The 22,789-nt window shown below is 67.9% G+C and carries 22 protein-coding genes; 18 read left to right on the plus strand and 4 right to left on the minus strand.

What is annotated here, in order from left to right:
- Position 1: 1 nt before the first annotated feature.
- Both epsY and Q664_RS19240 read right to left on the minus strand, forming a co-directional pair.
- Positions 2-625: an exopolysaccharide export protein EpsY gene (epsY, locus tag Q664_RS19235; RefSeq protein ID WP_043397456.1), complete on the minus strand. Its 624-nt coding sequence runs from the start codon at positions 623-625 to the stop codon at positions 2-4.
- 8 nt (positions 626-633) lie between these two features.
- Entirely contained in the window at positions 634-2,172 is a 1,539-nt protein-coding gene (locus tag Q664_RS19240; protein WP_052518362.1) for a flippase, read from the minus strand.
- Positions 2,173-2,415: 243 nt separating this feature from the next.
- Here Q664_RS19240 and sitA6 point away from each other — a divergent pair, with 243 nt between their 5' ends.
- Entirely contained in the window at positions 2,416-3,123 is a 708-nt protein-coding gene (gene sitA6 / locus Q664_RS52335) for a SitA6 family polymorphic toxin lipoprotein (RefSeq protein WP_063934721.1), read from the plus strand.
- 7 nt (positions 3,124-3,130) lie between these two features.
- Positions 3,131-3,850, plus strand: a complete 720-nt coding sequence (gene sitI6, locus Q664_RS19250; RefSeq protein WP_043397361.1) for a SitI6 family double-CXXCG motif immunity protein — start codon at positions 3,131-3,133, stop codon at positions 3,848-3,850.
- Positions 3,851-3,892: 42 nt separating this feature from the next.
- Here the strand turns inward: sitI6 and epsZ are convergent, their stop codons facing one another.
- The gene (gene epsZ, locus Q664_RS19255; protein ID WP_052518374.1) at positions 3,893-5,332 is read right to left on the minus strand and encodes an exopolysaccharide biosynthesis polyisoprenyl-phosphate hexose-1-phosphate transferase EpsZ; all 1,440 of its coding nucleotides are present in this window, start codon (positions 5,330-5,332) and stop codon (positions 3,893-3,895) included.
- Between the two features lie 402 nt (positions 5,333-5,734).
- Between epsZ and Q664_RS59180 the strand changes: the two genes are divergently transcribed.
- The 8 genes from Q664_RS59180 (at position 5,735) to Q664_RS19290 (ending at position 14,231) form a co-directional block, all read left to right on the plus strand.
- Positions 5,735-5,908: a hypothetical protein gene (locus Q664_RS59180; protein ID WP_160174446.1), complete on the plus strand. Its 174-nt coding sequence runs from the start codon at positions 5,735-5,737 to the stop codon at positions 5,906-5,908.
- A 26-nt stretch (positions 5,909-5,934) separates the two neighbouring features.
- The gene (locus Q664_RS19260; protein WP_052518365.1) at positions 5,935-6,675 is read left to right on the plus strand and encodes a hypothetical protein; all 741 of its coding nucleotides are present in this window, start codon (positions 5,935-5,937) and stop codon (positions 6,673-6,675) included.
- Positions 6,676-6,993: 318 nt separating this feature from the next.
- The gene (locus Q664_RS19265) at positions 6,994-7,284 is read left to right on the plus strand and encodes a hypothetical protein (RefSeq protein WP_043397363.1); all 291 of its coding nucleotides are present in this window, start codon (positions 6,994-6,996) and stop codon (positions 7,282-7,284) included.
- 214 nt (positions 7,285-7,498) lie between these two features.
- Positions 7,499-8,284 (plus strand): HAD family hydrolase, encoded by a 786-nt coding sequence (locus Q664_RS19270; RefSeq protein ID WP_052518366.1) that lies wholly within the window; start codon positions 7,499-7,501, stop codon positions 8,282-8,284.
- Positions 8,284-9,096, plus strand: a complete 813-nt coding sequence (otsB, locus tag Q664_RS19275) for a trehalose-phosphatase (protein ID WP_043397365.1) — start codon at positions 8,284-8,286, stop codon at positions 9,094-9,096. The genes Q664_RS19270 and otsB overlap by 1 nt, the downstream gene beginning before the upstream one ends.
- Positions 9,093-11,546, plus strand: a complete 2,454-nt coding sequence (locus Q664_RS19280) for a glycoside hydrolase family 65 protein (protein WP_052518367.1) — start codon at positions 9,093-9,095, stop codon at positions 11,544-11,546. Before otsB ends, Q664_RS19280 begins: the two co-directional genes overlap by 4 nt.
- A gap of 187 nt (positions 11,547-11,733) precedes the next feature.
- Positions 11,734-13,314: a sensor histidine kinase gene (locus tag Q664_RS52340; protein ID WP_160174447.1), complete on the plus strand. Its 1,581-nt coding sequence runs from the start codon at positions 11,734-11,736 to the stop codon at positions 13,312-13,314.
- Complete coding sequence (locus Q664_RS19290) at positions 13,311-14,231, plus strand: response regulator (protein WP_043397367.1); 921 nt, start codon at positions 13,311-13,313, stop codon at positions 14,229-14,231. Before Q664_RS52340 ends, Q664_RS19290 begins: the two co-directional genes overlap by 4 nt.
- A gap of 77 nt (positions 14,232-14,308) precedes the next feature.
- On the opposite strand, the gene Q664_RS19295 is transcribed toward Q664_RS19290, so the two are convergent.
- Complete coding sequence (locus tag Q664_RS19295) at positions 14,309-15,550, minus strand: cytochrome P450 (protein ID WP_043397370.1); 1,242 nt, start codon at positions 15,548-15,550, stop codon at positions 14,309-14,311.
- Between the two features lie 346 nt (positions 15,551-15,896).
- Here Q664_RS19295 and Q664_RS19300 point away from each other — a divergent pair, with 346 nt between their 5' ends.
- The 8 genes from Q664_RS19300 to Q664_RS19335 all read left to right on the plus strand — a co-directional run bounded on the left by Q664_RS19300 (position 15,897) and on the right by Q664_RS19335 (position 22,618).
- Complete coding sequence (locus tag Q664_RS19300; protein ID WP_052518369.1) at positions 15,897-16,457, plus strand: GNAT family N-acetyltransferase; 561 nt, start codon at positions 15,897-15,899, stop codon at positions 16,455-16,457.
- A complete protein-coding gene (locus Q664_RS19305; protein ID WP_043397373.1) occupies positions 16,454-16,633 on the plus strand; it encodes a hypothetical protein in 180 nt (59 codons plus the stop codon). The genes Q664_RS19300 and Q664_RS19305 overlap by 4 nt, the downstream gene beginning before the upstream one ends.
- A 56-nt stretch (positions 16,634-16,689) precedes the next feature.
- Complete coding sequence (locus tag Q664_RS19310) at positions 16,690-17,472, plus strand: DNA-methyltransferase (RefSeq protein ID WP_235216775.1); 783 nt, start codon at positions 16,690-16,692, stop codon at positions 17,470-17,472.
- A 23-nt stretch (positions 17,473-17,495) separates the two neighbouring features.
- Positions 17,496-17,951, plus strand: coding sequence for a PD-(D/E)XK nuclease superfamily protein (locus Q664_RS19315; protein WP_043397375.1), 456 nt, complete (start codon positions 17,496-17,498; stop codon positions 17,949-17,951).
- A gap of 160 nt (positions 17,952-18,111) precedes the next feature.
- Complete coding sequence (locus Q664_RS19320) at positions 18,112-19,086, plus strand: NADPH:quinone oxidoreductase family protein (protein WP_043397378.1); 975 nt, start codon at positions 18,112-18,114, stop codon at positions 19,084-19,086.
- Positions 19,087-19,138: 52 nt separating this feature from the next.
- The gene (locus tag Q664_RS19325; protein WP_043397485.1) at positions 19,139-20,776 is read left to right on the plus strand and encodes a long-chain fatty acid--CoA ligase; all 1,638 of its coding nucleotides are present in this window, start codon (positions 19,139-19,141) and stop codon (positions 20,774-20,776) included.
- Between the two features lie 248 nt (positions 20,777-21,024).
- Positions 21,025-22,194: an alkaline phosphatase PhoX gene (locus Q664_RS19330; RefSeq protein WP_043397381.1), complete on the plus strand. Its 1,170-nt coding sequence runs from the start codon at positions 21,025-21,027 to the stop codon at positions 22,192-22,194.
- A 184-nt stretch (positions 22,195-22,378) separates the two neighbouring features.
- Positions 22,379-22,618 carry a hypothetical protein gene (locus Q664_RS19335; RefSeq protein WP_043397383.1) on the plus strand — a complete coding sequence of 80 codons (240 nt, stop codon included), beginning with the start codon at positions 22,379-22,381 and terminating at the stop codon, positions 22,616-22,618.
- Positions 22,619-22,789: the final 171 nt, after the last annotated feature.

A 22,789-nucleotide genomic window follows, 5' to 3' on the forward strand; every position in this document is an offset into this window, starting at 1 on the left:
CTTACTCCACCACCATCACGTCGCCCGTCTTCAGGCGGAAGGTGGGTGCGGAGCCCTCGCTGCGGGTGAGGGCCTCGTAGGTGAAGCGGATGCGCACGGGGGTGGCGTAGCCGGGCTCCTTGCGCAGCACGTAGATGGCGTCGTCGCGCGCGTAGTCGGTGAAGCCGCCGGCCTCGGAGAGCGCCTGCAGCGGGCCGGAGCCGGAGTCGAGCAGCTTCTTGCCCGGGTTGCGCACCTCGCCGAGCACGGCGATCTTGATGGGCTGGGCCTCGTCCACGATGACGGTGACGACGGGGTTGGCCACCAGGTCCTTGAGCTTCTGCTCCGTGGCGCGGGCGAGCGCGGCGGGCGTCATGCCGGCGGCCTCCACGTCATTGAGCAGCGGCAGGCTGATGCGGCCATCGTCGCGCACGCGCAGGCGCGAGGAGATGTCGCGCTGGTTCCACACGTTGACGTTGAGCACGTCACCCCTGCGGATGAGGTAGCTGTCGTCCTGCTGCTGGGTCTGGGGCTCGCGGTAGTCATCCACCCAGACGAAGCGGCCCGGCTTGTAGCAGGCCGGCAGCAGCAGGAGCGTGGCCAGCAGGGACCAGCGGCGGAGGGAGTTGCGGGAGGGCAGGCTCATGGAGGGCTTCATGCGGCGCGGACCTCGTCGGAGGAAGGAGCTCCGGAGGGAGTCGGGCTGGCGTCGGGCTGGGACTTGCGGCGGTTGCGCACCATGCGCACCAGGCCGAGCACCTCGTCCTTGCGCACCGCGCCGGTGAGGAGGATGAGGGACACGTAGAGCAGGCCGTCCACGGCGAGCCGGGCCAGGCCGCGTGCCAGGTCTCGCGAGTCCAGCCCCAGCTCGCCCATCAGCAGGTGGGCGGCGGTGACGGCGGCGCACACCCCCACCGTCTTGCCCAGCACGGCGAGGCTGCGCGCGTCCCAGGCCCGCGAGCCGATGGCGTACACGAGCACGGCGGTGACGATGACTTCGTAGAGGGCCAGGGAGGTGGCGGTGGCGCTCGCGCCTCCGGTGAGGCCCCGCCACTGCACGAAGGGGCCGATGAGCACCAGGTTGAGCACCAGCTTGAGGCCCACGGCCAGCACGGTGGTGCGCGTCACCGTCCACGGGCGGTTGGCCGCCATCAGCCAGCTGCCACACACGGTGGCCACGTAGGTGAAGACGAAGATGGGGGCCAGCAGCCGCAGCACCGGGGCGGCGGGCAGGTAGGCCTCGCCGATCAGCAGCCGCACCCACGTCTCGGCGCCCAGCGCCAGCGCCAGCGTCACCGGCACGGACAGGGAGACGATGCCCTCGAGCCCCCGGCGGAGGATGCGGGTGAACTCCTCCTGGGAGCTGGCCGCCGCGCGGGACATCATCGGCAGCAGCACCCAGCCGAGGATGGGCGAGAGCAGCATCGTCATGCCCGCGATGCCCCAGACGGCGCCGTAGTAGCCGACCTCGGTGATGTTCGCGAGGGTGCCCAGGACGAAGATGTCCAGCGGGCCATTGCTGGCCAGCGCCGCGTCGTTGAGGAAGAAGGGCAGGGCCGCCAGCAGCGCCACGCCGGTGGCGCGCAGGTCCAGCCGCAGCCGCAGCCCGGCATGCTGGCGCGTGAGGCGGAAGAGGAAGACCGTCTTGAAGATTTCCGCGGCGATGAAGGGCGCGGCCAGCCACGGCAGGGGAACGCGCAGCAGCAGCAGCGCGGCCAGACCGAAGCCCCAGATGCACTTCATCAGGATGTGGGCCACGGACAGCCCATCCACCTTCTCGTGCGCGTGCAGCACCGCGGCGAGGATGGCGTTGAGGCGGAAGAAGAACTGGTAGACGCAGAGCGACAGCGCCAGGGTCCGCACCTCGGGAGGCGCGCCGCGCAGGTGCATCACCAGCGCCAGGGCGCCCAGCAGCAGCACCGCGAGCACGGTCTGCAACAGCAGGGTGCCACCGAAGAACTCGTTGGCGTGCTCCTTGCGGACGGCCACCTCCTTGCGGATGTAGACGTCCAGGCCCAGCGCGCTGAGGATGAAGAAGGCGGTGGCGGTATTGGTGGCCCAGTTGTACTGCCCGAAGCTCTCGGGACCCAGCAGCCGGGGAACCAGCACCTGCAGACCGAACCCGATGACGTACGTCACCAGCAGCGACCCGCCCAGCTTCAGGGCGTTGCGCAGGGGCGTGTGGGTGTCCACCGGTGCGGGGACGGCCCGCGGGGTGGCCGCCTCGCTCGTCTGGGGCGTTTCGATGACGGGTACCTCAGCTGGAATGGCCGAGCGCAGTGAACGACACAGGTACCCCCCGTCAAATACACGGCTACATGTCTGTAGGGCGGACGGGCGGGCCTCTCACCCCCCGGGAGGGCCCTCGGCCGTGTACGGCAGGGGAGGCTGGCTGCCCGCTCGGTGGGTGAGGGCTCGTGGTACGTGGGGCCTCGTATGAGGGAAAAGAGCCTGTGGGGGTTGTTGCTTGGTGTGTTGCTGGCTGGGTGCGCGGCCTCGGAGCCGGTGCTTCGCGAGCAGGAGGTGGAGCGGGAAGCGGCCGATACGTGCCTGACCGTCCTCTGTGACGAGGAGGTGTGCGGCTTCTTCCGCTGCGAGGACGTGGCCGTGAGCGAAGGCGCGGAGGTTGCGCCCGGCGGCGTGGTGAAGGTGCTCGACATGCAGGGGCTGGGTATGTACCCGCCCGGTTACAGCGGTTCACCCATGAGGTACTGGGGCCGGCCGCTGCCTCTGCAACGGGAGCAGGGGGCCGTCTTCATCATCCCCTGGCGGAACCACCACCTCCGCAAGCTGCTGCCGAGCCAGAAGCAGCTCATCGAGGAGGCCAACAGGAAGCTGAACCGGCCCCATGAGAAGCACCACATCTTCCCGCAGGAGTTCAAGGACTGGTTCAAGAGCAAAGGTATCAACATCCATCAATGGACGATGTGGATCGAGACAGAGCAGCACCAGCGAATTCACCGGGGGCCAGGCGGTGGTCCCTGGAATGCGGCGTGGCGGCGGTTCAAGCGGGCGAATGAATATACCGCGACGAAGGAAGAAATCTGGAAGCACGCCTGGGAGCTGTGCGTGCGCTTCGGTCTGATGGCTCCCCTCCAGCCGTATTATGGCAAGACGCAGCTGCCTCCCCCCATTCCGTTCTGAGGAGAAGATGAGGTTCTACTGGCTGGACTGCGTTCCATACGAGAGCTTGCGCTACACGGGTGAGTTCAGGGCCGAGCGGAGATGGGGCCTGCCCGGGCTGCATTGCCCCACCTGTGGCGGGGACTGCGTTGGCTTGGAGTTCTACCCAAGCGTCGACCTCTCAGGATTGCCAGTGGCGAAGCAGCTCGAAGAGGCCTGGCAGGAAACGGACGTCGAGAAGTTCGAACGCTTGAGGCAATGGGTGAAGCCTCTGGCTCCGGCCTGGGCTCGTCTGGCGCCTGGGGCGCGTTTCGGTCCACTCACCGGCTCGGCGCACGGCCGCTTCGCGCAGCTCTACACGCTGGACGGCGACACGGTGCTCATCCGCCGCGAGGCGTTGGAGCTACTCCAGGCAGAGGGTCTACGGGGACTGAAGGGGGTCCGCACCGGTCTGCGCTTCAGGCAGAGGAACGCGCCGGAGTTACTGGAGCCGGAGGTGGAGATGCACGGCCTTTTCCACCCGGACTGCCTGCCACCCGGCAAGGTCGACCCTTGCGGCACATGTGGCTGCTATCGCTTCGCCCTGCCCAAGCAGCCTCTGCTCGACGGGGCCTCGCTGCCGGAGCATCTGGACGCATTCCGGCTGCGCAACTTCACCAACGTCATCGTCATCACCGAGCGCTTCGCGGACACCCTGAACCGGCTCGGTTTCGAGGAGTTCTCCCTGCGCGAGCTGCCCGTGCGCTGAGTCCCCTGTATCCGGGACCCAGCGCTTCACCACCGCCCCTGACTAGCTCGCGCCGCTGCCGGTGAGCACCACCGGCACCGTCTTGAGGATCAGGTTGATGTCGTTCTTCAGGCTCCAGTGGTCGATGTACTGCATGTCCAGGTACATCCACTCCTCGAACGAAATCTGATTGCGGCCGGAGACCTGCCAGATGCACGTCAGGCCCGGGCGCACCGACAGCCGGCGCCGCTGCCACGCCGCGTACTTCTCCACCTCGCTGGGAATCGGCGGCCGCGGCCCCACCACGCTCATCTCGCCGCGCAGCACGTTGATGAGCTGCGGCAGCTCGTCGATGGAGTACTTGCGGATGAACCGGCCAATCCGCGTGATGCGCGGATCGTTCTTCATCTTGAAGACCGGACCCGTCTGCTCGTTGAGCGCCTCCAGCTTCGCCTTCAGCTCCTCGGCGTTGACCACCATGGAGCGGAACTTGAGCATGTGGAACGTCTTGCCGTGCAGCCCCACGCGCTTCTGCTTGAAGAAGATGGGCCCCCGGCTGGTGAACTTCACCCCCAGCGCCACACCCATCAGCAGCGGCGAGAGCACCGCCAGCGCCGCCGCCGAGCTGACGATGTCGAACAGCCGCTTGAGCGCCATCTGGTGCGGCTGGAACGCATGCGTCATGAAGTGCAGGTAGCCGTCGGAGATCGCGTGGTCATCCACCGGCCGCGCCCGATCGAACCGGAAGTGGTACGCCGGCAGCGCGAACGGAATGCCGAAGTTCTCGCACAGCTTCACCGCCGCCTGCATCTCCGCCGAGTGCTTCAGCATGTTGCCGGCGATGTACACCTCGTCCACCGGCACCGTGCACAGGATGTGCTCCAGATCCTTCGCCGTCCCCAGCACCGGCGCCGGCGGCGCCGTCGTGGACGACTCGTTGCTGAAGCCCAGGAAGCCGATCACCTTGCGCCGGTGCTTGTTGTTCAGATCCTCGCCCGTGAGCCGGCCCATGGCCCCCACGCCCAGGATGAGCACCTCGTCCAGCGGCTGCTCCTGCACCGACAGGTTCCGGAACAGCTTCAGGCGCAACAGCGCCACCGACGGCCACAACAGCGGCGGGAACAGGCTCAGCGCGACGATCCACGACTCGGTGCCCATCACCAGTCGCGTGACGAAGAGCACCACCGTCACCACCATCACCTGGATGGAGATGAGCGCCAGATCATCCAGCCGCTCGCGATCCGCGAAGCGCACGTCATAGAGGCACAGCGCCGTGCCCACCACCAGCCACGACACCACGCCCACCCCGAGCAGCACCCATACATCCGTGCGCTCCAGGTGCAGATCGTGCCCCATCATCGTCGTGGAGATGAGCAGCGCGGCCACCACCAGCGCCACGTCCACCGCCAGGTTCAGCTTGGCGGCGAACCCCGGAGCGAAGCGCGAGGGCGGTGACTCGGGCTTGGGGCCCACCACCGCCAGTTGCTTCTCCGTCGTCTCCAGGCCCGGCGGCGGCGTCTCGGCGGGTCCCAGCCCCGGCGGCGGCGTCTCGGCGGGAGCCAACCCATTGGGTGGGGTGTCCGCACCCGCGCGTGCGCTGGTCGAGGGCGGCTCGCTAGAAGTCACGTCAACTTGAGATGCGGGTCGCATGGAAGCCTTCCCTGATTCAACGCCAACAGAACCGCATGATAGGGGCCCGCGACGCCCTGAAAAAGCCAGGGATCGCGAACTGTTAAGACGACACACCCCCTTCGTCGCGCCGTGCGCAGCGTAGAAGGCTGTCCGGAAATCCGTCAACCTTCCCTGGATTTTTACATTTTGGGCGTTGCTCCCAGTGGACACGGATTCGCCCCACAGTCCGAGCGCACACGCGCCATACTTGTAGGGGCCTGGGATGTGCAGGTCATGAAAAGGACGTATTGGGTCCTCCATGCCCCGGCTCGCGCTACTGCTTTTCCGGGAGCTGGTAGTCCGCCACCCACCACGCCCTTCTCCACGCCCCCTCGCTACGGCAATCCCCACAACTCCAACCGCTTCTGGGCCCTCATCAACGGCCAGACGCGCAATTGCTGGGACTGAGCGGCTCGCCTATACACAGGAATCAGATGAATCCGCTGTTCCCCCTGTCCCCTCTCCTCGTGGCCAGAGTGCTGGCGTGCGTGGCCTGTTCTTCACCGGGGTTCGCCGATCCACACGTCTGGCGGCCCCGGCCTGGTGAGAAAGCGGAGAGCATCCCGGGTCCCCTCGAGAACTTCGGATCGTTCGAGTCCTTCTCGGATGCGTTGAAGGCGGCCTGCCCACTCATCCTGTCGAAGCCGAACGCAAGCGTCGTCCACCTTCAGGAGCGGGACCCGCAACTGGCTCTGCGGGTCTCCACGGAATACTGCGCCTGGCTCTATTACACCCCGGAGCGTAAGTATGAGCTGAGCATGTTGACGGACGTCCCACTCCCAGGCAGCGCACTTCAAGGCGCAGCGAGCTGCCTGCTTCCTCCGAATGTGGACGACCCGCGATACCCACCGAGTAGCATCAAGTACATCTTCCTGCTGCACAATCATCCGTTCGCCGGAGAGCTCTCCAAGCCGGACATCGGATTCGCCATGGCCATGGCGAATGCGCATGCTCTGATCGTAGAGGTGGGAAGTCGAAAGGTGCCTCTGTCCGTTGTCGCGTTCTTCTCGAGCTCGAAGGACAGCCAGCGCCCGACGTGTGATGGCTTCTACCAGTACATCCCGGCGACCAACGAGTTGCGGAAATGGGTCAACATGGGTGGCGACTGGGCGAGCAGGAAGGCCGGTACGGTCGCATGGCTCAATGCGACGGAATTCACCATTACAAGGGAGTAGGGCCCCTCCTCGCCGGAGCGCTTCCAGGGACGCCGAATGAAAACGCGCAAGCTCCTTCTCCTGCTCGCCGTCTCCCTCCTCGTCGGGTGCGGGTACTGGAGAAGCCTGTTTTCCCAATCAGCACCGCGGGAGGAAGACAGGTCCATCGCATTCCCCGAATTCTTCGAACGTGCTCCCGTCCAGGTGGGTGCTTCGGATGAGCCGTATGAGATGGACGGGGAAATGCTCCGCGCCTTGATGGTGGCTTCCAATGACTTCCTTCCTCCAGAGGCCAGGGAACTCCCATGTCCTCGAAGAAGGGAGGCACACCGATATCGGGTGATTCGGCGGGGAGACATCATCTTCGTCTATATCTCCGAGGATCCGGAGTACTGTGGACGCAAGTATCCGGCATTGGACTCGGGCGTGAAGTACGCCATCAGCACCGAGGGACGCATTCTGCGGCGCCTGCTGGATGGTCAGCCCGAGCGCCCCATCGAGCCGGAACTACCCGATGACAGCGGCCGGTGGATCAAAGCCGAGCCGGGTGTTTCCCAGGCGTTCGATGCCATGTGGAACCCGCCGCGGGACGGGGGCGCTGAGGTCTCATCCGGACGGGATGCGGGGTGACCAGATGTGAACGGAGTGGTACGGGTCTGGGGGCCAGGGCCGTTCGTCACGCGCGCATGACGGGCCCGCAGCCACCCGCGGACACGAATCAGGCCTGGCGCTGAGGTAGAAAGGAGGCGGGCCTGGCCCCGGGGCCACTGTGCGCAGCGCTGGCTTCCCCGAGCCGTGCGGTCCGGTCTGAGGCCCACCCGTCTTCCTCCACGGGAGTCATCCCATGTCCACCTCCGAGCCGTCCGTTCCCCCCGCCGTCGTGCTGTCGCGCCGTGACCTGGACGCGGCCTTGTTCGACCTCGATGGCGTGGTGACGCGCACGGCCCAGGTTCATGCCGAGGCGTGGACGCGCCTGTTCGATGCATACCTGGAGACGCATGCGCGGCGGAGTGGCGGTCCCTTCCGGCCCTTCACGGCGGAGGACTACCAGCGCTACGTGGATGGCCGGCCGCGCCTGGACGGCATCCGCTGTTTCCTGGAGAGCCGGGGCCTCACGCTGCCCGAGGGCTCGCCGGAGGAGGGCTCCGAGGCGGAGACGGTGCAGGGGCTGGGCAAGCGCAAGAATGGCTACTTCCTCGAGGCGCTGGCGCGGCGGGGGGTGGAGGTGTTCGCCGGAGCGGTGGGGCTGCTGGAGCGGCTGCGCGCCGCGGGCTTCCGCACGGCGGTGGTATCGGCCAGCCGCAATTGCGAGGCGGTGGTGCGGGCGGCGGGGTTGGAGCACCTCTTCGACGCCCGGGTGGACGGCGTGGAGGCGGGCAGGCTCGGGTTGCCCGGCAAGCCAGCGCCGGACACGTTCCTGGAAGCAGCACGACGTTTGCGCGTGTCTCCAGAGCGTGCGGTGGTATTGGAGGACGCGCAGGCCGGTGTGCAGGCGGGAAGGCGAGGTCACTTCGGGTTCGTCATCGGCGTGCGCCGCGCGGGGCCGGAGGGGTCGCTGGTGCGGGCCGGTGCCAACGTGGAGGTGGCGCATCTGGCCACCGTGAAGGTGGAGAAGGAGATCCCTGAGTGATGCGGCCCATACGGGAAGTGCCCTCGGCGCTGAGGCGGTGGGACGAGGTGTCGCGGCGGCTGGAGGGGCGGCGGGTGGCCTTCTTCCTCGACTATGACGGCACGCTCACTCCCATCGTGCCCAACCCGGAGGACGCGCGGCTGTCGGAGGACATGGTGTCCACGCTGGTGGCGCTTGCCCGGCACTACCCGGTGGCCATCGTGAGCGGGCGCGACTTGCCGGTACTCGAGGACTTCGTGGGGCTGACGGGCGTGTACTACGCGGGCAGCCACGGCTTCGACATCAAGGGGCCGGGCGGGCAGGCCTTCCAGTTGGAGGAGGGCCGGGCGCTGTGGCCGGAGCTGGACGCGGCGGAGCGGGAGCTGACGTCGGGATTGGCGGACATTCCGGGCGCGAAGCTGGAGCGCAAGCGCTTCAGCGTGGCGGTGCACTGGCGGCACGTGGAGGAGGCCCGGTACGCGGAGGTGGAGCGGGTGGTGGACGCGGTGCTCGCGCGCCATCCGCGGCTGCGCAAGGGCGGCGGGAAGATGGTGTTCGAGGTGCAGCCGGACATCGACTGGCACAAGGGCCGGGCGGTGCAGTGGCTGCTGCGCGCCCTGGGCCTGGAGAGCCGGGACGTGCTGCCGGTGTTCATGGGTGATGACCTCACGGACGAGGACGCCTTCCAGGTGCTGGAGGGGCGGGGACTCGGGGTGGTGGTGCGGGGCGAGATGGAGCGGCCCACGGCGGCGGACTACGCGCTGGAGGACGTGGAGGAGGTACGTCAGTTCCTGGAGCGGCTCATCACCCGGGCGGGAGGAGTGACGCGATGAACGGGCCGCACTGGCTGTTCACCTACGAGGGCCTCGAGCCAGGCAGGGAAGGGCTGCGCGAGGCGCTGTGCACGCTGGGCAATGGCTACTTCGCCACGCGCGGGGCGGCGCCGGAGGCCGAGGCGGACGAGACGCACTACCCGGGGACGTACCTGGCGGGCGGGTACAACCGGCTGAAGACGGACCTGGCCGGACGGATGGTGGAGAACGAGGACCTGGTGAACATGCCCAACTGGTTGCCGCTCACCTTCCGGTTGGAGGGCGGCGACTGGTTCAACGCGCAGGCGGTGCGGCTGCTGGAGTACCGGCAGGTGCTGGACCTGGCGCGGGGGCTCCTGCTGCGCACGCTTCGCTTCGAGGACAAACGGGGACGGCGCACGCGGGTGGAGCAGCGGCGCTTCGTGCACATGCGCGACAAGCACCTGGCGGGGCAGGAGCTGGTGCTGGTGCCGGAGAACTGGAGCGGCCGGGTGCACCTGCGCTCGGCGCTGGACGGGCGGGTGGTGAATGGCGGCGTGCCGCGCTACCGGCAGCTCAACTGCAAGCACCTGCGGACGCTGGTGACGGAGGAGGTGGGCGCGGAGACGCTGCTGCTCGAGGTGGAGACGGTGCAGTCCCGCCTGGAGGTGGCCGAGGCGGCGCGGACGCGGCTGTACGTGGACGGGCAGCCGGCGAAGGCCCGGCGGGGGCTCGCCGTGGAGGAGGGCTACCTCGCGCACGACTTCACGCTGGAGCTGCGCGAGGGCCAGCGGCTGGCGGTGGAGAAGGTGGTGGCGCTGTACTCGTCGAGGGATCTCGCGGTGTCGGAGGCGGCGACGGCGGCCCTGAACGCGGTGGAGCAGGCGCCCGCGCGCTTCGACGAGCTGGTGGAGACGCACGTGCGGGAGTGGTCGCACCTGTGGCGCCGCAGCGACCTGGACCTGACGCTGGACGAGCCGGACCACATCCACACCACGTTGCGATTGCACATCTTCCACCTGCTGCAGACGGTGTCTCCGCACACCATCGATCAGGACGTGGGGGTGCCGGCGCGCGGGTGGCACGGCGAGTCGTACCGGGGCCACATCTTCTGGGACGAGCTGTTCATCTTCCCCTTCCTCAACCTGCGGCTGCCGGCGCTGACGCGGGCGCTGCTGCGCTATCGCCACCGGAGGCTGCGGCGGGCGCGCGAGGCGGCGCGCGAGGCGGGCTTCCGCGGGGCGATGTATCCCTGGCAGAGCGGCAGCGACGGGCGCGAGGAGAGCCAGCGGGTGCACCTCAATCCCCGCTCGGGGCGGTGGGTGCCGGACGTGACGTGGCTGCAGCGGCACATCAACGCGGCCATCGCCTACAACGTCTGGCAGTACTACCAGGCCACTGCGGACACCGAGTTCCTGTACTTCTACGGCGCGGAGATGCTGCTGGAGTTCGCGCGCTTCTGGGCGAGCATGGCCCGGTGGAACCCCGAGCTGCAGCGCTATGAGATTCTCGGCGTGATGGGGCCGGACGAGTACCACACCGGCTACCCGGATCGGCCCGAGCCGGGGCTGGACAACAATTCCTACACGAACCTCATGGCGGTGTGGGTGCTGTGCAAGGGATTGGAGGTGCTCGCGCTGCTGCCCGGTGAGCGCCGGGATGAGCTGCTCGAGACGCTGCAGTTGGGCCCCGAGGAGCTGGCGCACTGGGAGGACGTGAGCCGGAAGATGCGGCTGGTGTTCCACGAGGACGGCGTGCTGAGCCAGTTCGAGGGCTACGAGCAGCTCGAGGAGTTCGACTGGGAGTCGTACCGGGCGCGCTACAGCGACATCCAGCGGCTGGATCGGATTCTCGAGGCCGAGGGCGACTCGCCCAACCGCTACAAGCTGTCGAAGCAGGCGGACGTGCTGATGCTGTTCTACCTGTTCTCGGCGGAGGAGCTGGAGCAGCTCTTCGAGCGGCTGGGGTACCCGTTCGACCACGGGATGATTCCGAGGACGGTGGACTACTACCTGCAGCGGGCCTCCCATGGCTCGACGCTGAGCGGGGTGGTGCACTCGTGGGTGCTGGCGAGAAGCGATCGTCCGCGCTCGTGGAAGCTGTTCACCGAGGCGCTGAGGAGCGACATCTCGGACGTGCAGGGAGGGACGACGCCGGAGGGCATCCACCTGGGCGCCATGGCCGGCACGGTGGACCTGATGCAGCGGGCCTACACGGGCATCGAGGTGCGCGGGGACCTGCTGCACTTCAATCCGAACCTGCCCGAGGGGCTGACGCGGCTGAAGTTCCTGCTGCGCTACCGCAAGCACATGGTGGAGGTGGAGATCACCCAGGACAAGCTGGTGCTCAACAGCCGGTGGCCCGCGCCCGGGCCGCTCGAGTTCGCGCTCCGGGGCCAGCGCTACCAGCTCCAGTGTTGCGAGACGCGGGAGTTTCCCATCCAGAAACCCCCGGTCTCGCCCGAACCGGAACTGCACGGCGCGGGCCCGTGAGTTCCTCTCCACGCCGTCAATTTCCCCTCGCCCTCCGGGAGAGGGACGGGGTGAGGGTGCCACGTGTCCCGGGTTGAATCCGTGGATGCTCCCTCTCCCTCTGGGAGAGGGACGGGGTGAGGGTCTTCGAGGGCGGCGGGTGGAGCCGAGCATCGGCAGCGCCATTCTGCTAGATGGCCCATACGCCATGAGCTTCGTCGAGGATCTGAAGAGTTACCTTCTGCGACTGCGGCATGTCACGGAGAGCCCGTTGCAACCGGAGCCCGTCTCACTGGACCCGGCGTGGGTTCGTTCCATGTTCATCCAGCTGTTCGAGAAGTGGGAGCGGGAGCGCGCGGCGTCGCTTCCCAACCGGGAACTCGCGCAGATGTTCCGGATGTGGACGGCGCATGACCGGGGAGTGCGCTTCGCGGATGTGCTCGCGGTATCCCTGCAGACGAGCTTCTTGCGTGGAGGAACGCGCGAGGACGTGGAGCAGTACGTTGGGTTCGCCATGGGGTTGAGGCTTGGTTTGTCCCCACCGGTTCCTTCGAAGGCGCGCATGTTCGAACTCGAGCGGCTCGCCGACCTCGCCTGGGCGCGTACGGAAAGTTTCTCGGGCGCGGACACATGGATGTCTCTTCCGGATTACGCCCTCGAGATCCGCGCGGTACGGCGGGTCATGGACCGGCTTGTTCTGACCCCCATAGGCAATGTCTTCGTCTCCTTGTCCGGACGCGATGCGGTTCAATGGCTCCTGAGTATCGAGGTCGCGCAATCAACGGGACCATTGGACGAATGGCGTCTCAGCACGGAGACAGTGGCCGCCCTGCTCACGCAGCCGGTGATGCACGTGCCCATCGATGTCTGGAGTGACAGCGAATTTCCTCATGCGTGGGCCACGATGCGCCGTCTGAACGCCATGGGACTGCTCCGTCTCCCAGAGGATGACTTCATTGTGGGCTACGAGTTGACGGATTCTGGCCTCAACGCTCTCCAGGCCCTGGACTCGTCTACGGGGACACCGTTCTCGGTACTGGCGACGACGCTCAGCCAGGACGAGGCACTGGCCGCGCTCGACAGTACGACAGGCAAGACCCTGCCAGAGGCCAGCCTGCACAGCTCCGCACAGGCGGCTGCTCGCCAGGCGCGGCTGGTGGCTCATGAAATCCGCAATGCGCTCATTCCAGCGCAGTTCGCCTTGAACTCGCTCTACGAGAGCCTCGTGGGCAGCACCGCGGAGGCGGAGGTGACTCGCTTCCGGCCACGAATCGACCCGGGCATCTCTCGCGTCTTCAAGTTCGTGACGGATCTCCTCAAGACTTCCGAGCTCGCGACCCGGCCGCCGGAGTCCTTCAACTTCGTGCGTGCGGTGCTGGATGCACAGGTGGCACTCACGACCTCTTTGGAGATCCAGGTCATCGGTCCTACCGAGCTTCCCCCGGTGCTCGGCTACCGGGAGCGCTTCGTGCTCGCGCTCGTCAACCTGCTGCGCAACGCCGAGCAGGCGAGCGCCCGGCATGTCGAGATCGAACTGAAGCTGGAGGAGGACGGACAAAACATCCTGGTGACGGTGGACGATGATGGCCCGGGTGTGCCAGAGGAGCACCGCGAGCGCATCTTCCAGAGAGGCGTGTCTTTGCGCCCTGGAGGGACGGGAGAGGGGCTCGCCCTGGTCAAGGAGGTTATCGAGTTCGAGCTGCGCGGGAAGATCGCCTGCGTGGAGAGGCCCGGTGGTGGCGCCCGATTCCGGATGCGCGTGCCGCTGGCGGAAAGGAGTGGCCGGTGATTCCCCTGGGAAACGTACTGGTGGTCGATGACGAGCAGGCGTCCTTCGAGATGTATCGCGACGTCCTCACCCCCGAGGGGTACAAGGTCGAGTGGGCCGCCGACCGGGCGAATGCCCTGTCGAAGCTGCATGGCTCGACCTGGGACGTGGTGGTACTCGACCAACGGCTGAGTGGCGAGGCGGGTGGAGACTCGGGCATCGACCTCGTGTCGGAGATCGTCCCCACGGGGGCCAAGGTCATCGTGGCCACGGGCTACGCGGATCCAGCGATGATCGACCGGGCCTTCCGCGATGGGGCCTATGACTACCTGGAGAAGGTACCCACCCTACCCGCGCTGCTGCGCATCAAGGTCCGCAATGCCGCGGAGGCGATCCGGGAGCGTCGGCTCGCCGCGCTCAGCGCCGAGGATCGCGAGAAGGAGATTCGCGACTTGTGGAATGCCGTGCGGACCGAGGCGGACCACCACAGGAAGGGCAAGCTGCTGGAGGACTTGATGGTCCTCCTCTTCAAGACCGTGCACGGCTTCACGCATGTCGAGACCCGGCGCAAGAGCAGGGACGAAGAGATCGACATCTTCATCCGTAACGAGTCCTCCGAGACTTTCTGGGTGGGCGAGCAGTCCCAGTACGTCATCGTCGAGTGCAAGAACTGGTCGAAGCCCGTGGGTCCGAGTGAGCTCGTCGTCTTTCGCGACAAGATCGTGAACCGGGGAGGCCGCTGCCGCCTCGGCTTCTTCGTCGCCGTGGGGGGCTTCACGGAGGGCTTCCTCACGCGCTCGGCGACCTTCCGCAAGGATGACGTGCTGGTCGTCCCCGTGGGCCCGAATGACCTCGAGGAGTTGGTGCTGTCCAAGGACCGCAACGAGGTACTCAAGACGCTCCATGCCCGAGCGGTCATGTCGGGCAACGGTCACTGATTCGGTGATGGGGGAGCGACTGCTCCTCCTCACTCCTTCCCGGTGTAGAACACGCCGCTGACCTGTCTCGCGGTGTATCACCACCGCACGGGCAGCGACTCGAAGCCGCGGAAGAGCAGCCCGCCCGCCTTGATGCGCGGCATCCGCGTCTCGTCCAGCCGCAGCTCCGGCATGCGGTGCAGCAGCTCCTCGAAGGCGATCTCCAGCTCGCGCCGGGCCAGGCCGGCCCCCAGGCAGTGGTGCGGCCCGAAGCCGAAGCTCATGGACTTCTGCTGGTGGGGATCTCTCGTGATGTCGAAGCGGTCCGCGTCCTTGTAGGCCGCCGGATCATGGTTGGCCGCCGCCAGCCCCAGGAACACCACGTCTCCCTTGCGGATGGTCCGGCCGCGCAGCTCGATGTTGTCCACGGCGATGCGGTGCACGAAGGGCACCGGCGGGGCGAACCGCATCATCTCCTCGATGGCCGGCTTGAGCAGCGTGGGATCCTTGCGCAGCAGCGCGAGCTGGTCCGGGTTCGTGAGCAGCTCGTACAGGCCGTTGCCGAGCTGATCCGTGGTGGTGAGGTGTCCGGCCGCGAGCAGCAGGCCGGTGTTGGCCACCACCTCCTCCGTCGTCATCCCGCCCTGCTCCTGCGAGCGCAGCATGTAGCTGACGAGGTCGTCTCCCGGCTCGCGGTGGCGCTCCTCGACGAGAGCGGTGAGGAACTGGTTGATCTTCGCCTGCCCCTCGTTGGCCTGGCGGGCGGCCTCCGCGATGTTCCGGGCCGCCCCCGTGCTGGTCAGCTGCGTCACCGCCTCGCCCCACTGCTGGAGGCGCTCGCGGTCCTCGGCCGAAATGCCGAGCAGCTCCGCGATGACGAGCGGGGGCATCTGGTAGAAGAGCTCGGGAACCAGGTCCGCCTCGCGCCGGTGGCGCAGCTTGTCCAGGTGCTTCACCAGGGTGCGGTGGATGAGCGGCCGCCAGCTGTCGAGCACATGCGGGGCGAAGGCCGCCGCCGTCTGCCGGCGCGGCTTCAGGTGGGCCGCTCCGTCCTTGCAGGCCATCTGCCGCTTGAAGGTGTCGGTGACCTCGCGGATGGACTCGGGGCTCAGGCCCATGAGCTGGAACTGGTGCTCCAGCACCTTGGCCCGGTCCGCGCTCAGCCGCGAGTCCCTCAGCCCGTTCATCACGTCGTCGTGCCGCGTGAGGAACCACCCGTGCACCACGTCCGACCAGTGCACCGGATCCTGCTCCCTCAATTCCTTGTAGAAGGGAACGGGGTCGAGCAGGTTCTCCGGATCCACAGGATTGAGTTGAAGCTTCCGGGCCGCGCTCGCCATGGGGGTTCCCTCCTCACATCCACCAGCGATTACCCGTCTGGCGGAGTGTGCCTGAATCGCACCGTTGTCTTGGTTTGATATGCAGATGCCAGGCCAGAGACGAATGCAACACATTGGCCGACATCGCCAGGGTCGAAAGCATGGGATTCCAGCGCGCTTCGTTGGTAGGGCTGGGTATGTGTCTGGGTGCAAAGCCGCTCGAATCGTGGCCAGGGGGCAGGGTGGCGGGAGACTCCTGGGTCACGTGGCACCCAAGATGTGGAAATCCACGAGGGAAATGTCACGGGACCGTCGCGAGGCGGCCCTGGAGTCCGAGCGGAGGGGGCCGTGGTAGAGGGGCGCTCGCATGAACACGGAATTGTTGAAGCGGGTGGTCATCCGCGAGGCGCGGACCGAGGACGACGCGGCCATTGGCGAGTTGCTGGTGGAGGCGTTCGTGACCCAGTACGCCAAGAAACTACCCGAGGTGGTGTACACGGAGGCGCGCAAGCAGAGCCTCCGGGACACGGCGAGCAAACGCGCGGTGGCGAAGGTGCTGGTGGCGGAGCTGGATGGGCGTGTGGTGGGGACGGTGGCGTTGTGGCCGCCGGGGGCGCCCGGCTCGGAGGCGTGGCTGCCGGGCGCGGCGGACCTGCGGCACCTGGCCACCTCGGTGGAGCTCCACGGGCAGGGCCTGTCCATTCCGCTGATGGAGGCGGCCGAGCGGGTGGCGCGCGAGTGGGGCGTGCCCGCCATCTGCCTGCACGTGCGCCGGGGCGCGGCCGGCGTGGCGCGCATGTACCAGCGCCGGGGCTTCACCCGTGAGCCCTCGGCGGACCTCGACACGCCCAGCGTGTACCTCGAGGCCTACGTGCTGAGACTCGCTGGGCGTGGACAGGGAGGCGATCGGCACGAACCTCATGGGTGAGCTGCTGGGGTGAGCTGCTGGGCAACTTCCCCCAGGCCTTCAGCCACATCGGCCTGGTGAACGCGGCCTGGGCCATCCACCCGGCCGAGGAGCGCCGCCGATGGCGCCTGGCCTCGTCCACGCGGGGCATCAGGCCGGTGGGGGCGTGGGGGGGTGTTCCGGGCCAGGGTGTTTGATCTGCTCGTTCCTGGATACTCCCGTCCGACCCCTGGGGGAGGGTGGGCGCCGGGGGATGTCATACTCCCCGGGTACGCTGGCCCCGCGCCGGTCGTCCCCGGTGCACATCCCCATGCCCCGCTACCGCTTGTCGCACAGAGATGCCGTCGAGTGGCTCCGCACCCTGCCGGAGTCCTCGGTGGACCTCGTCATCACCGACCCCCCCTACGAGTCCCTCGAGAAGCACCGCGCCATCGGCACCACCACGCGTCTCAAGCGCAGCAAGGCGTCCAGCAACCACTGGTTCCGGATCTTCCCCAACGAGCGCTTCCCCGAGCTGTTCACCGAGGTCTGGCGCGTGCTCAAGCGGGACTCGCACTTCTATCTCTTCTGCGATCCCGAGACGATGTTCGTCGCCAGGCCGCTCGCCGAGGCCGCGGGATTCCGGTTCTGGAAGCCCATCGTCTGGGACAAGCAGCACATTGGCATGGGTTACCACTACCGCTCCCGCTACGAGCTCATCCTCTTCTTCGAGAAGGGCCGGCGGCGGTTGAGCGACCTGGGCGTGGCGGACGTGCTGCCCGTGCCCCGCATCCACCGCGGCTACCCGGCGGAGAAGCCTCCCGCGCTCAGCGAGGTGCTCATCCGCCAGAGCAGCTCGCCCGGTGACGTGGTGGTGGATCCCTTCATGGGCTCGGGCTCCGTGGGCGTGGCGGCGGCACGGCTCGGGCGTGACTTCCTGGGCACCGACATCTGTGACGAGGCGCTCGACATCTCCCACATGCGGCTGCGCGCCGAGGGGGCGGTGCCCGAGGAGGCAGCGGACGCGCACGGGATGCGCCTCGCCCGGAGCGGGTGAGAGGCCAGACGGGAGGGGCCCGGATGACTGGACACGAATACGCGGACCTGGTGGCCAGATACATCGTGAAGAACTTCGCTTCGCGCGGCGTGAAGGTGTACCGCGAGGTGCAGCTCGGCAAGACACTCACCGGCCGCGGACGGCGCGTGGACATCTTCGTGCTCGAGCCCACCACGCGCACCGCGCTCGCCATCGAGTGCAAGTACCAGGGCAGCGTGGGCACCGTGGACGAGAAGATTCCCTTCGCCCTCCAGGACCTGGCGAGCATGCGCCTCCCCGTCTGCGTCGCCTACGCGGGCGATGGCTTCTCGCAGGGCATCCTCCACATCCTCTCCGCCTCGCCCATCGCCGCCTATTGCCTCCCAGGCTACAAGTCCCTCGCGCCCTCGAATGACACACGCGAGCTGGACTCCCTCCTCGCCATGACCTTCAAGTGGTGGGATGTGCTCGTGCGCGGCAAGAAGCGCGTGGCCCTCTGAATTCCTGGTCTGGAATTGCTTGGAAATCTCGTATCGAGCCGCTTCCCCGGCCTCCTGGGAGTGATACGGGTATTGGCAGCGACGCGCGTGGGTTGGACGGAGTAGTCTGCTCCCCCTACATTTCGAGCGGCCTTACACGTATGGCCGGGGGAGCAACATCATGCGCGCGCTGCAGCTCGAGCGGTTGGACGGTCCCGAGGGTTTGAAGCTGGTGGACGTGCCGGAGCCCGAGGCGGGTGACCAGGTGCTCATCGACGTGGTGGCGGCCGGGGTGAGCTTTCCGGACTTGCTGCTGACCCAGGGCAAGTACCAGATGAAGCCGCCGCTGCCCTTCGTGCCGGGCGTGGACGTGGCCGGCGTGGTGCGCAGCGCACCGGCGGGCGCGGGCGTGAAGGCCGGAGACAAGGTGATGGCCTTCACCATGCTCGGGGGCTGGGCGGACGTGGTGGCGGTGGCGCCGGGCATGACGTTCCGCATCCCCGAGGGCTGGAGCTTCGAGGCCGCCGCGGGCACGGTGATGAACTACCACACGGCCTACTTCGCGCTGCACCGGCGGGGCCGGCTGCGCACCGGCGAGACGGTGATGATCCACGGCGGGGCCGGCGGGTTGGGGACGGCGGCCATCCAGGTGGCGCGCGGCTCGGGGGCCCGGGTGTTCGCGGTGGTGAGCACCGAGGAGAAGGCCGAGGTGGCACGCAGCGCGGGCGCGGACCGGGCCTTCCTGTCCTCGGGCGACTGGGTGTCGCGGGTGATGGACGCGACGAAGGGCAAGGGCGTGGGCATGGTGTTCGACTCGGTGGGCGGGGACATGTTCGACCAGAGCATCAAGTGCCTCGCGCCCGAGGGCCGGCTGCTGGTGGTGGGCTTCGCGAGCGGACGGATTCCCGAGGTGAAGGTGAACCGGCTGCTGCTCAACAACATCGACGTGGTGGGCGTGGCGTGGGGTGCCTTCGTGATGCAGAAGCCCCAGTACGCGGCGGAGGCCGGCAAGGCGCTGGCGGGGCTCGCGGACAAGGGCTTCGTGGAGCCGGTGGTGAGCAAGGTGTTCCCCCTGGAGCAGGCCGCCGACGCCCTGCGCGAGCTGGAGTCCCGCCAGGCCACCGGCAAGGTGGTGCTGCGTCTCAAGGAGGGGTGAGCCGCGCGTTTGGAGGTAGCATCGGTGCCCTCTACCCATGGGGGATGCACCGATGCTCACCGGACGCATGATGGACTTCCCGCTCACGCTCACCCACTTCCTCGAGCGTGCCCGCACCTACTTCGGCCGCTCGGAGATTGTCAGCCGCCAGCCGGACAAGACGCTCCACCGCTATACCTACGCCGACTTCTACCGGCGCACCTGCAAGCTCGCCCATGCCCTCACCCGGCTCGGCGTGAAGCCGGGCGACCGCGTGGCCTCGCTCAGCTGGAACCACCACCGCCACCTGGAGCTCTACTTCGCCGTGCCCTCCATGGGCGCCGTCATCCACACCCTCAACCTCCGGCTCCACCCCAACGATCTCGGCTATATCGCCCGCCACGCCGAGGACCGCGTCATCGTCGTGGACCGCTCGCTGCTGCCGCTCCTCGAGAAGTTCATCGCCGCCGTCCCCTCCGTTCAACACGTCATCGTCATCCCCGATGACGGCCCCACCCCCGACGGCCGCCTCGACTACGAGAAGCTGCTCGCCCCCGAGGAGGACTCCTTCTCCTGGCCCGAGCTCGACGAGCGCACCTCGGCGATGCTCTGCTACACCTCCGGCACCACCGGCAACCCCAAGGGCGTCCTCTACTCCCACCGCTCCTGTGTGCTGCATGCGCTCGCCCTGTGCATGACCGATACCTTCGGCATCGGCGAGCCGGACGCCATCCTCCCCGTGGTGCCCATGTTCCACGCCGCCGCCTGGGGCATGCCCCATGCCGCCGTCTTCACCGGCGCCCGGCTCGTCTTCCCCGGGCCCCACCTCGATCCCACCTCGCTGTTGGACCTCATGGCTGGCGAGCACGTCACCCTCGCCGCCGGCGTGCCCACCATCTGGCTCGGCATCCTCGCCCTGCTCGACCAGGAGCCGAAGCGCTGGGATTTGCGCTCCGTGCGCACCATGGCCATCGGCGGCTCGGCCGCGCCTCCCGCGATGATCGCCGGCTTCCTCCACCGCCACGGGCTCGTCGTCACCCACGCCTGGGGCATGACCGAGCTCAACCCCGTGGGCACCATCGCGCGCCCGCGCCGCCACCACGAGCATCTGCCGCAGGAGGACCGGCTCGCCATCCGCGCCACTCAGGGCTTCGCCCTCCCGCTCGTCGAGGTGCGCCACGTGAGCGACGACGGCAAGGTGCTCCCCTGGGACGGCTCCACCATGGGGGAGTTGGAGGTGCGCGGACCCTGGGTCGCCTCCTCGTACTACGGCGGCGAGGGCCCGGACCGCTTCACCCCGGATGGCTGGTTCAAGACGGGGGATGTCGTCACGCTCGATACGGACGGCTACGTGCGCATCACCGATCGCTCCAAGGACGTCATCAAGTCCGGCGGCGAGTGGATCAGCTCCGTGGACCTGGAGAACGCCCTCATGGCCCACCCGGCCGTGCTCGAGGCCGCCGTGTTCGCCGCCAAGGACCCCAAGTGGGACGAGCGCCCCCTCGCCGCCGTGGTGTTCAAGCCGGGCCAGTCCGCCTCCAAGGACGAGCTCGCCGCCCACCTGGAGAAGCGCTTCGTGAAGTGGTGGCTGCCGGATGACTACGTCTTCATTCCGCAGATTCCGCGCACCTCCACCGGCAAGTTCCTCAAGACGAAGCTGCGCGAGGACTACGGCAACTACCTGCTCGAGAATCAGCGCAAGAGCAGTTGAGCTCCCGGCGCCGTCCGCCTCAGCGGGCGGCGCCTTGGCGCAGGGCGTCCCAGCCCACCCGCGCGTCCGCGCACCCCTGTCACCGTGTGGTGCTCCTCCACCAGCAGGTGTTCCGCATACAGGCCCCCGTGCACCCAGGGCTCGGCACGGCCGTGACAGGGCCGTGAGACACTCCTGACGCCGAGTTGACCCGGGCTCCCCATGAAGCCGTGAGAGGTTGCTCTTCCACGCCCATCCCGAGGAGCTTCATGCAGCTCAATCGCCGCAACTTCCTGCGTTTGTCCGCGCTCAGTGGCTCCGCGCTCGCCCTGGGCCCGGCCTTCTGGCGCAACGCCTATGCCGCCCCCGCCCAGCCCGGTCCCAGCCCCTATGGCGCCATGTCCGGCTCGGCCGACGTCAACGGCGTCCGGCTGCCCGCGGGCTTCTCCTCGCGCATCGTCGCCCGCTCCGGCTCCAGGGTGGCCAGCACCGGTTACACCTGGCACGGCGCTCCCGACGGCGGCGCCTGCTTCCCCGTCTCCGGCGGCGGGTGGATCTACACCTCCAACTCCGAGAAGGGCTCGGGCACCGGCGGCGCCTCGGCCCTCAAGTTCGATGCCGGTGGCGCCATCGTCGGCGCGTACCGCATCCTCTCCAACACCACCTCCAACTGCGCCGGCGGTCCCACCCCCTGGGGCTCCTGGCTCTCCTGCGAGGAGTACTCCGGCGGCCGCGTCTGGGAGTGCGATGTGACGAGGTCCTCGCAGGGGGTGGTGCGCTCCGCCCTCGGCACCTTCGCCCATGAGGCCGTCGCCGTGGACTCCGATGACTTCCGCCTCTACCTCACCGAGGACAGCACCAGCGGCCGCTTCTACCGCTTCACCCCCTCCGCCTATCCCTCGCTCGGCTCGGGGACGCTCGAGGCCGCCCGCGTGTCCGGAGACCCCCTGACCGGTGCCACCGTGACGTGGGTGGCCGTGTCCTCGACCAAGCCCGCCTCCCAACAGAGCAATGCCTCGCAGACCTCCGTCTTCAACGGCGGCGAGGGCTGCTGGTACGACCGCGGCGTCGTCTACTTCACCACCAAGGGCGACAACCGCGTCTGGGCCTATACCCCCGCGACCTCGCGCCTGGAGATCATCTACGACGACAACCTCTACCCGAACTCGCCCCTCACCGGCGTGGACAACGTCACCGTGTCCTCCGCCGGGGATATCTACGTCGCCGAGGACGGGGGAGACCTGCAGATCTGCATCATCACCCCGGGCCGGGTGGTGGCCCCGTTCCTCCAGCTCGTGGGCCACAACAGCTCGGAGATTTGTGGCCCCGCATTCAGCCCGGATGGCAAGCGGCTGTACTTCAGCTCCCAGCGCGGCACCACCGGCTCCTCCAGCAACGGCATCACCTTCGAGGTCACCGGGCCCTTCCGCACCGCGTGACGGATTTCCCCTCTCCCCCTGGGAGCGGGAGCTGTGGCGGAACGCCCCAGTCTCCCGGATTGCCGCACCCGCTCCTGTGGCGGATCGCCTCGGTGTGGCTTGTGTGACCCCAGTCTCCCGAGGCGAGCACCGGTGGCACACCCGTCGCAATGGCCTCCTCTGTCATTCCCCGGAGGTGGGCGCCATGAAGGTCGGTACCAAGGTGCTGTGGCTCGCGGTCGTGGTCGCCATTCTCATGGCCATCTGCGCCGTCCTCGTTCAGCGATGGAGCCCCGGGAACACCGCCCTCATGTCCCTGGGCCTCGTCCTCGCCCAGCTCGCCGCCCTCCTCCTCCCGTTTCAGCGCTCCCGCGAGCTCACCACCCAGGCCAAGGTCATCCGCGCCCCCGAGGCCCGCTCTTCCCGGCCCTCGTCCCGCTCGTAAGGGGTGCAACCCGGGACCCGTGGCACCCTCACCCCGTCCCTCTCCCGGAGGGCGAGGGGATATTGAGGACCTCGGTGTCTCCGTGCTGTGCGTCCGTGGTGCTGTGTGTCCGTGGTGCTGTGTGTCCGTGGTGCTGTGTGTCCGTGGTGCTGTGTGTCCGTGGTGCTGTGC

It is taken from the genome of Archangium violaceum Cb vi76, from assembly GCF_000733295.1.
In the GTDB taxonomy this organism is placed as follows: domain Bacteria; phylum Myxococcota; class Myxococcia; order Myxococcales; family Myxococcaceae; genus Archangium; species Archangium violaceum.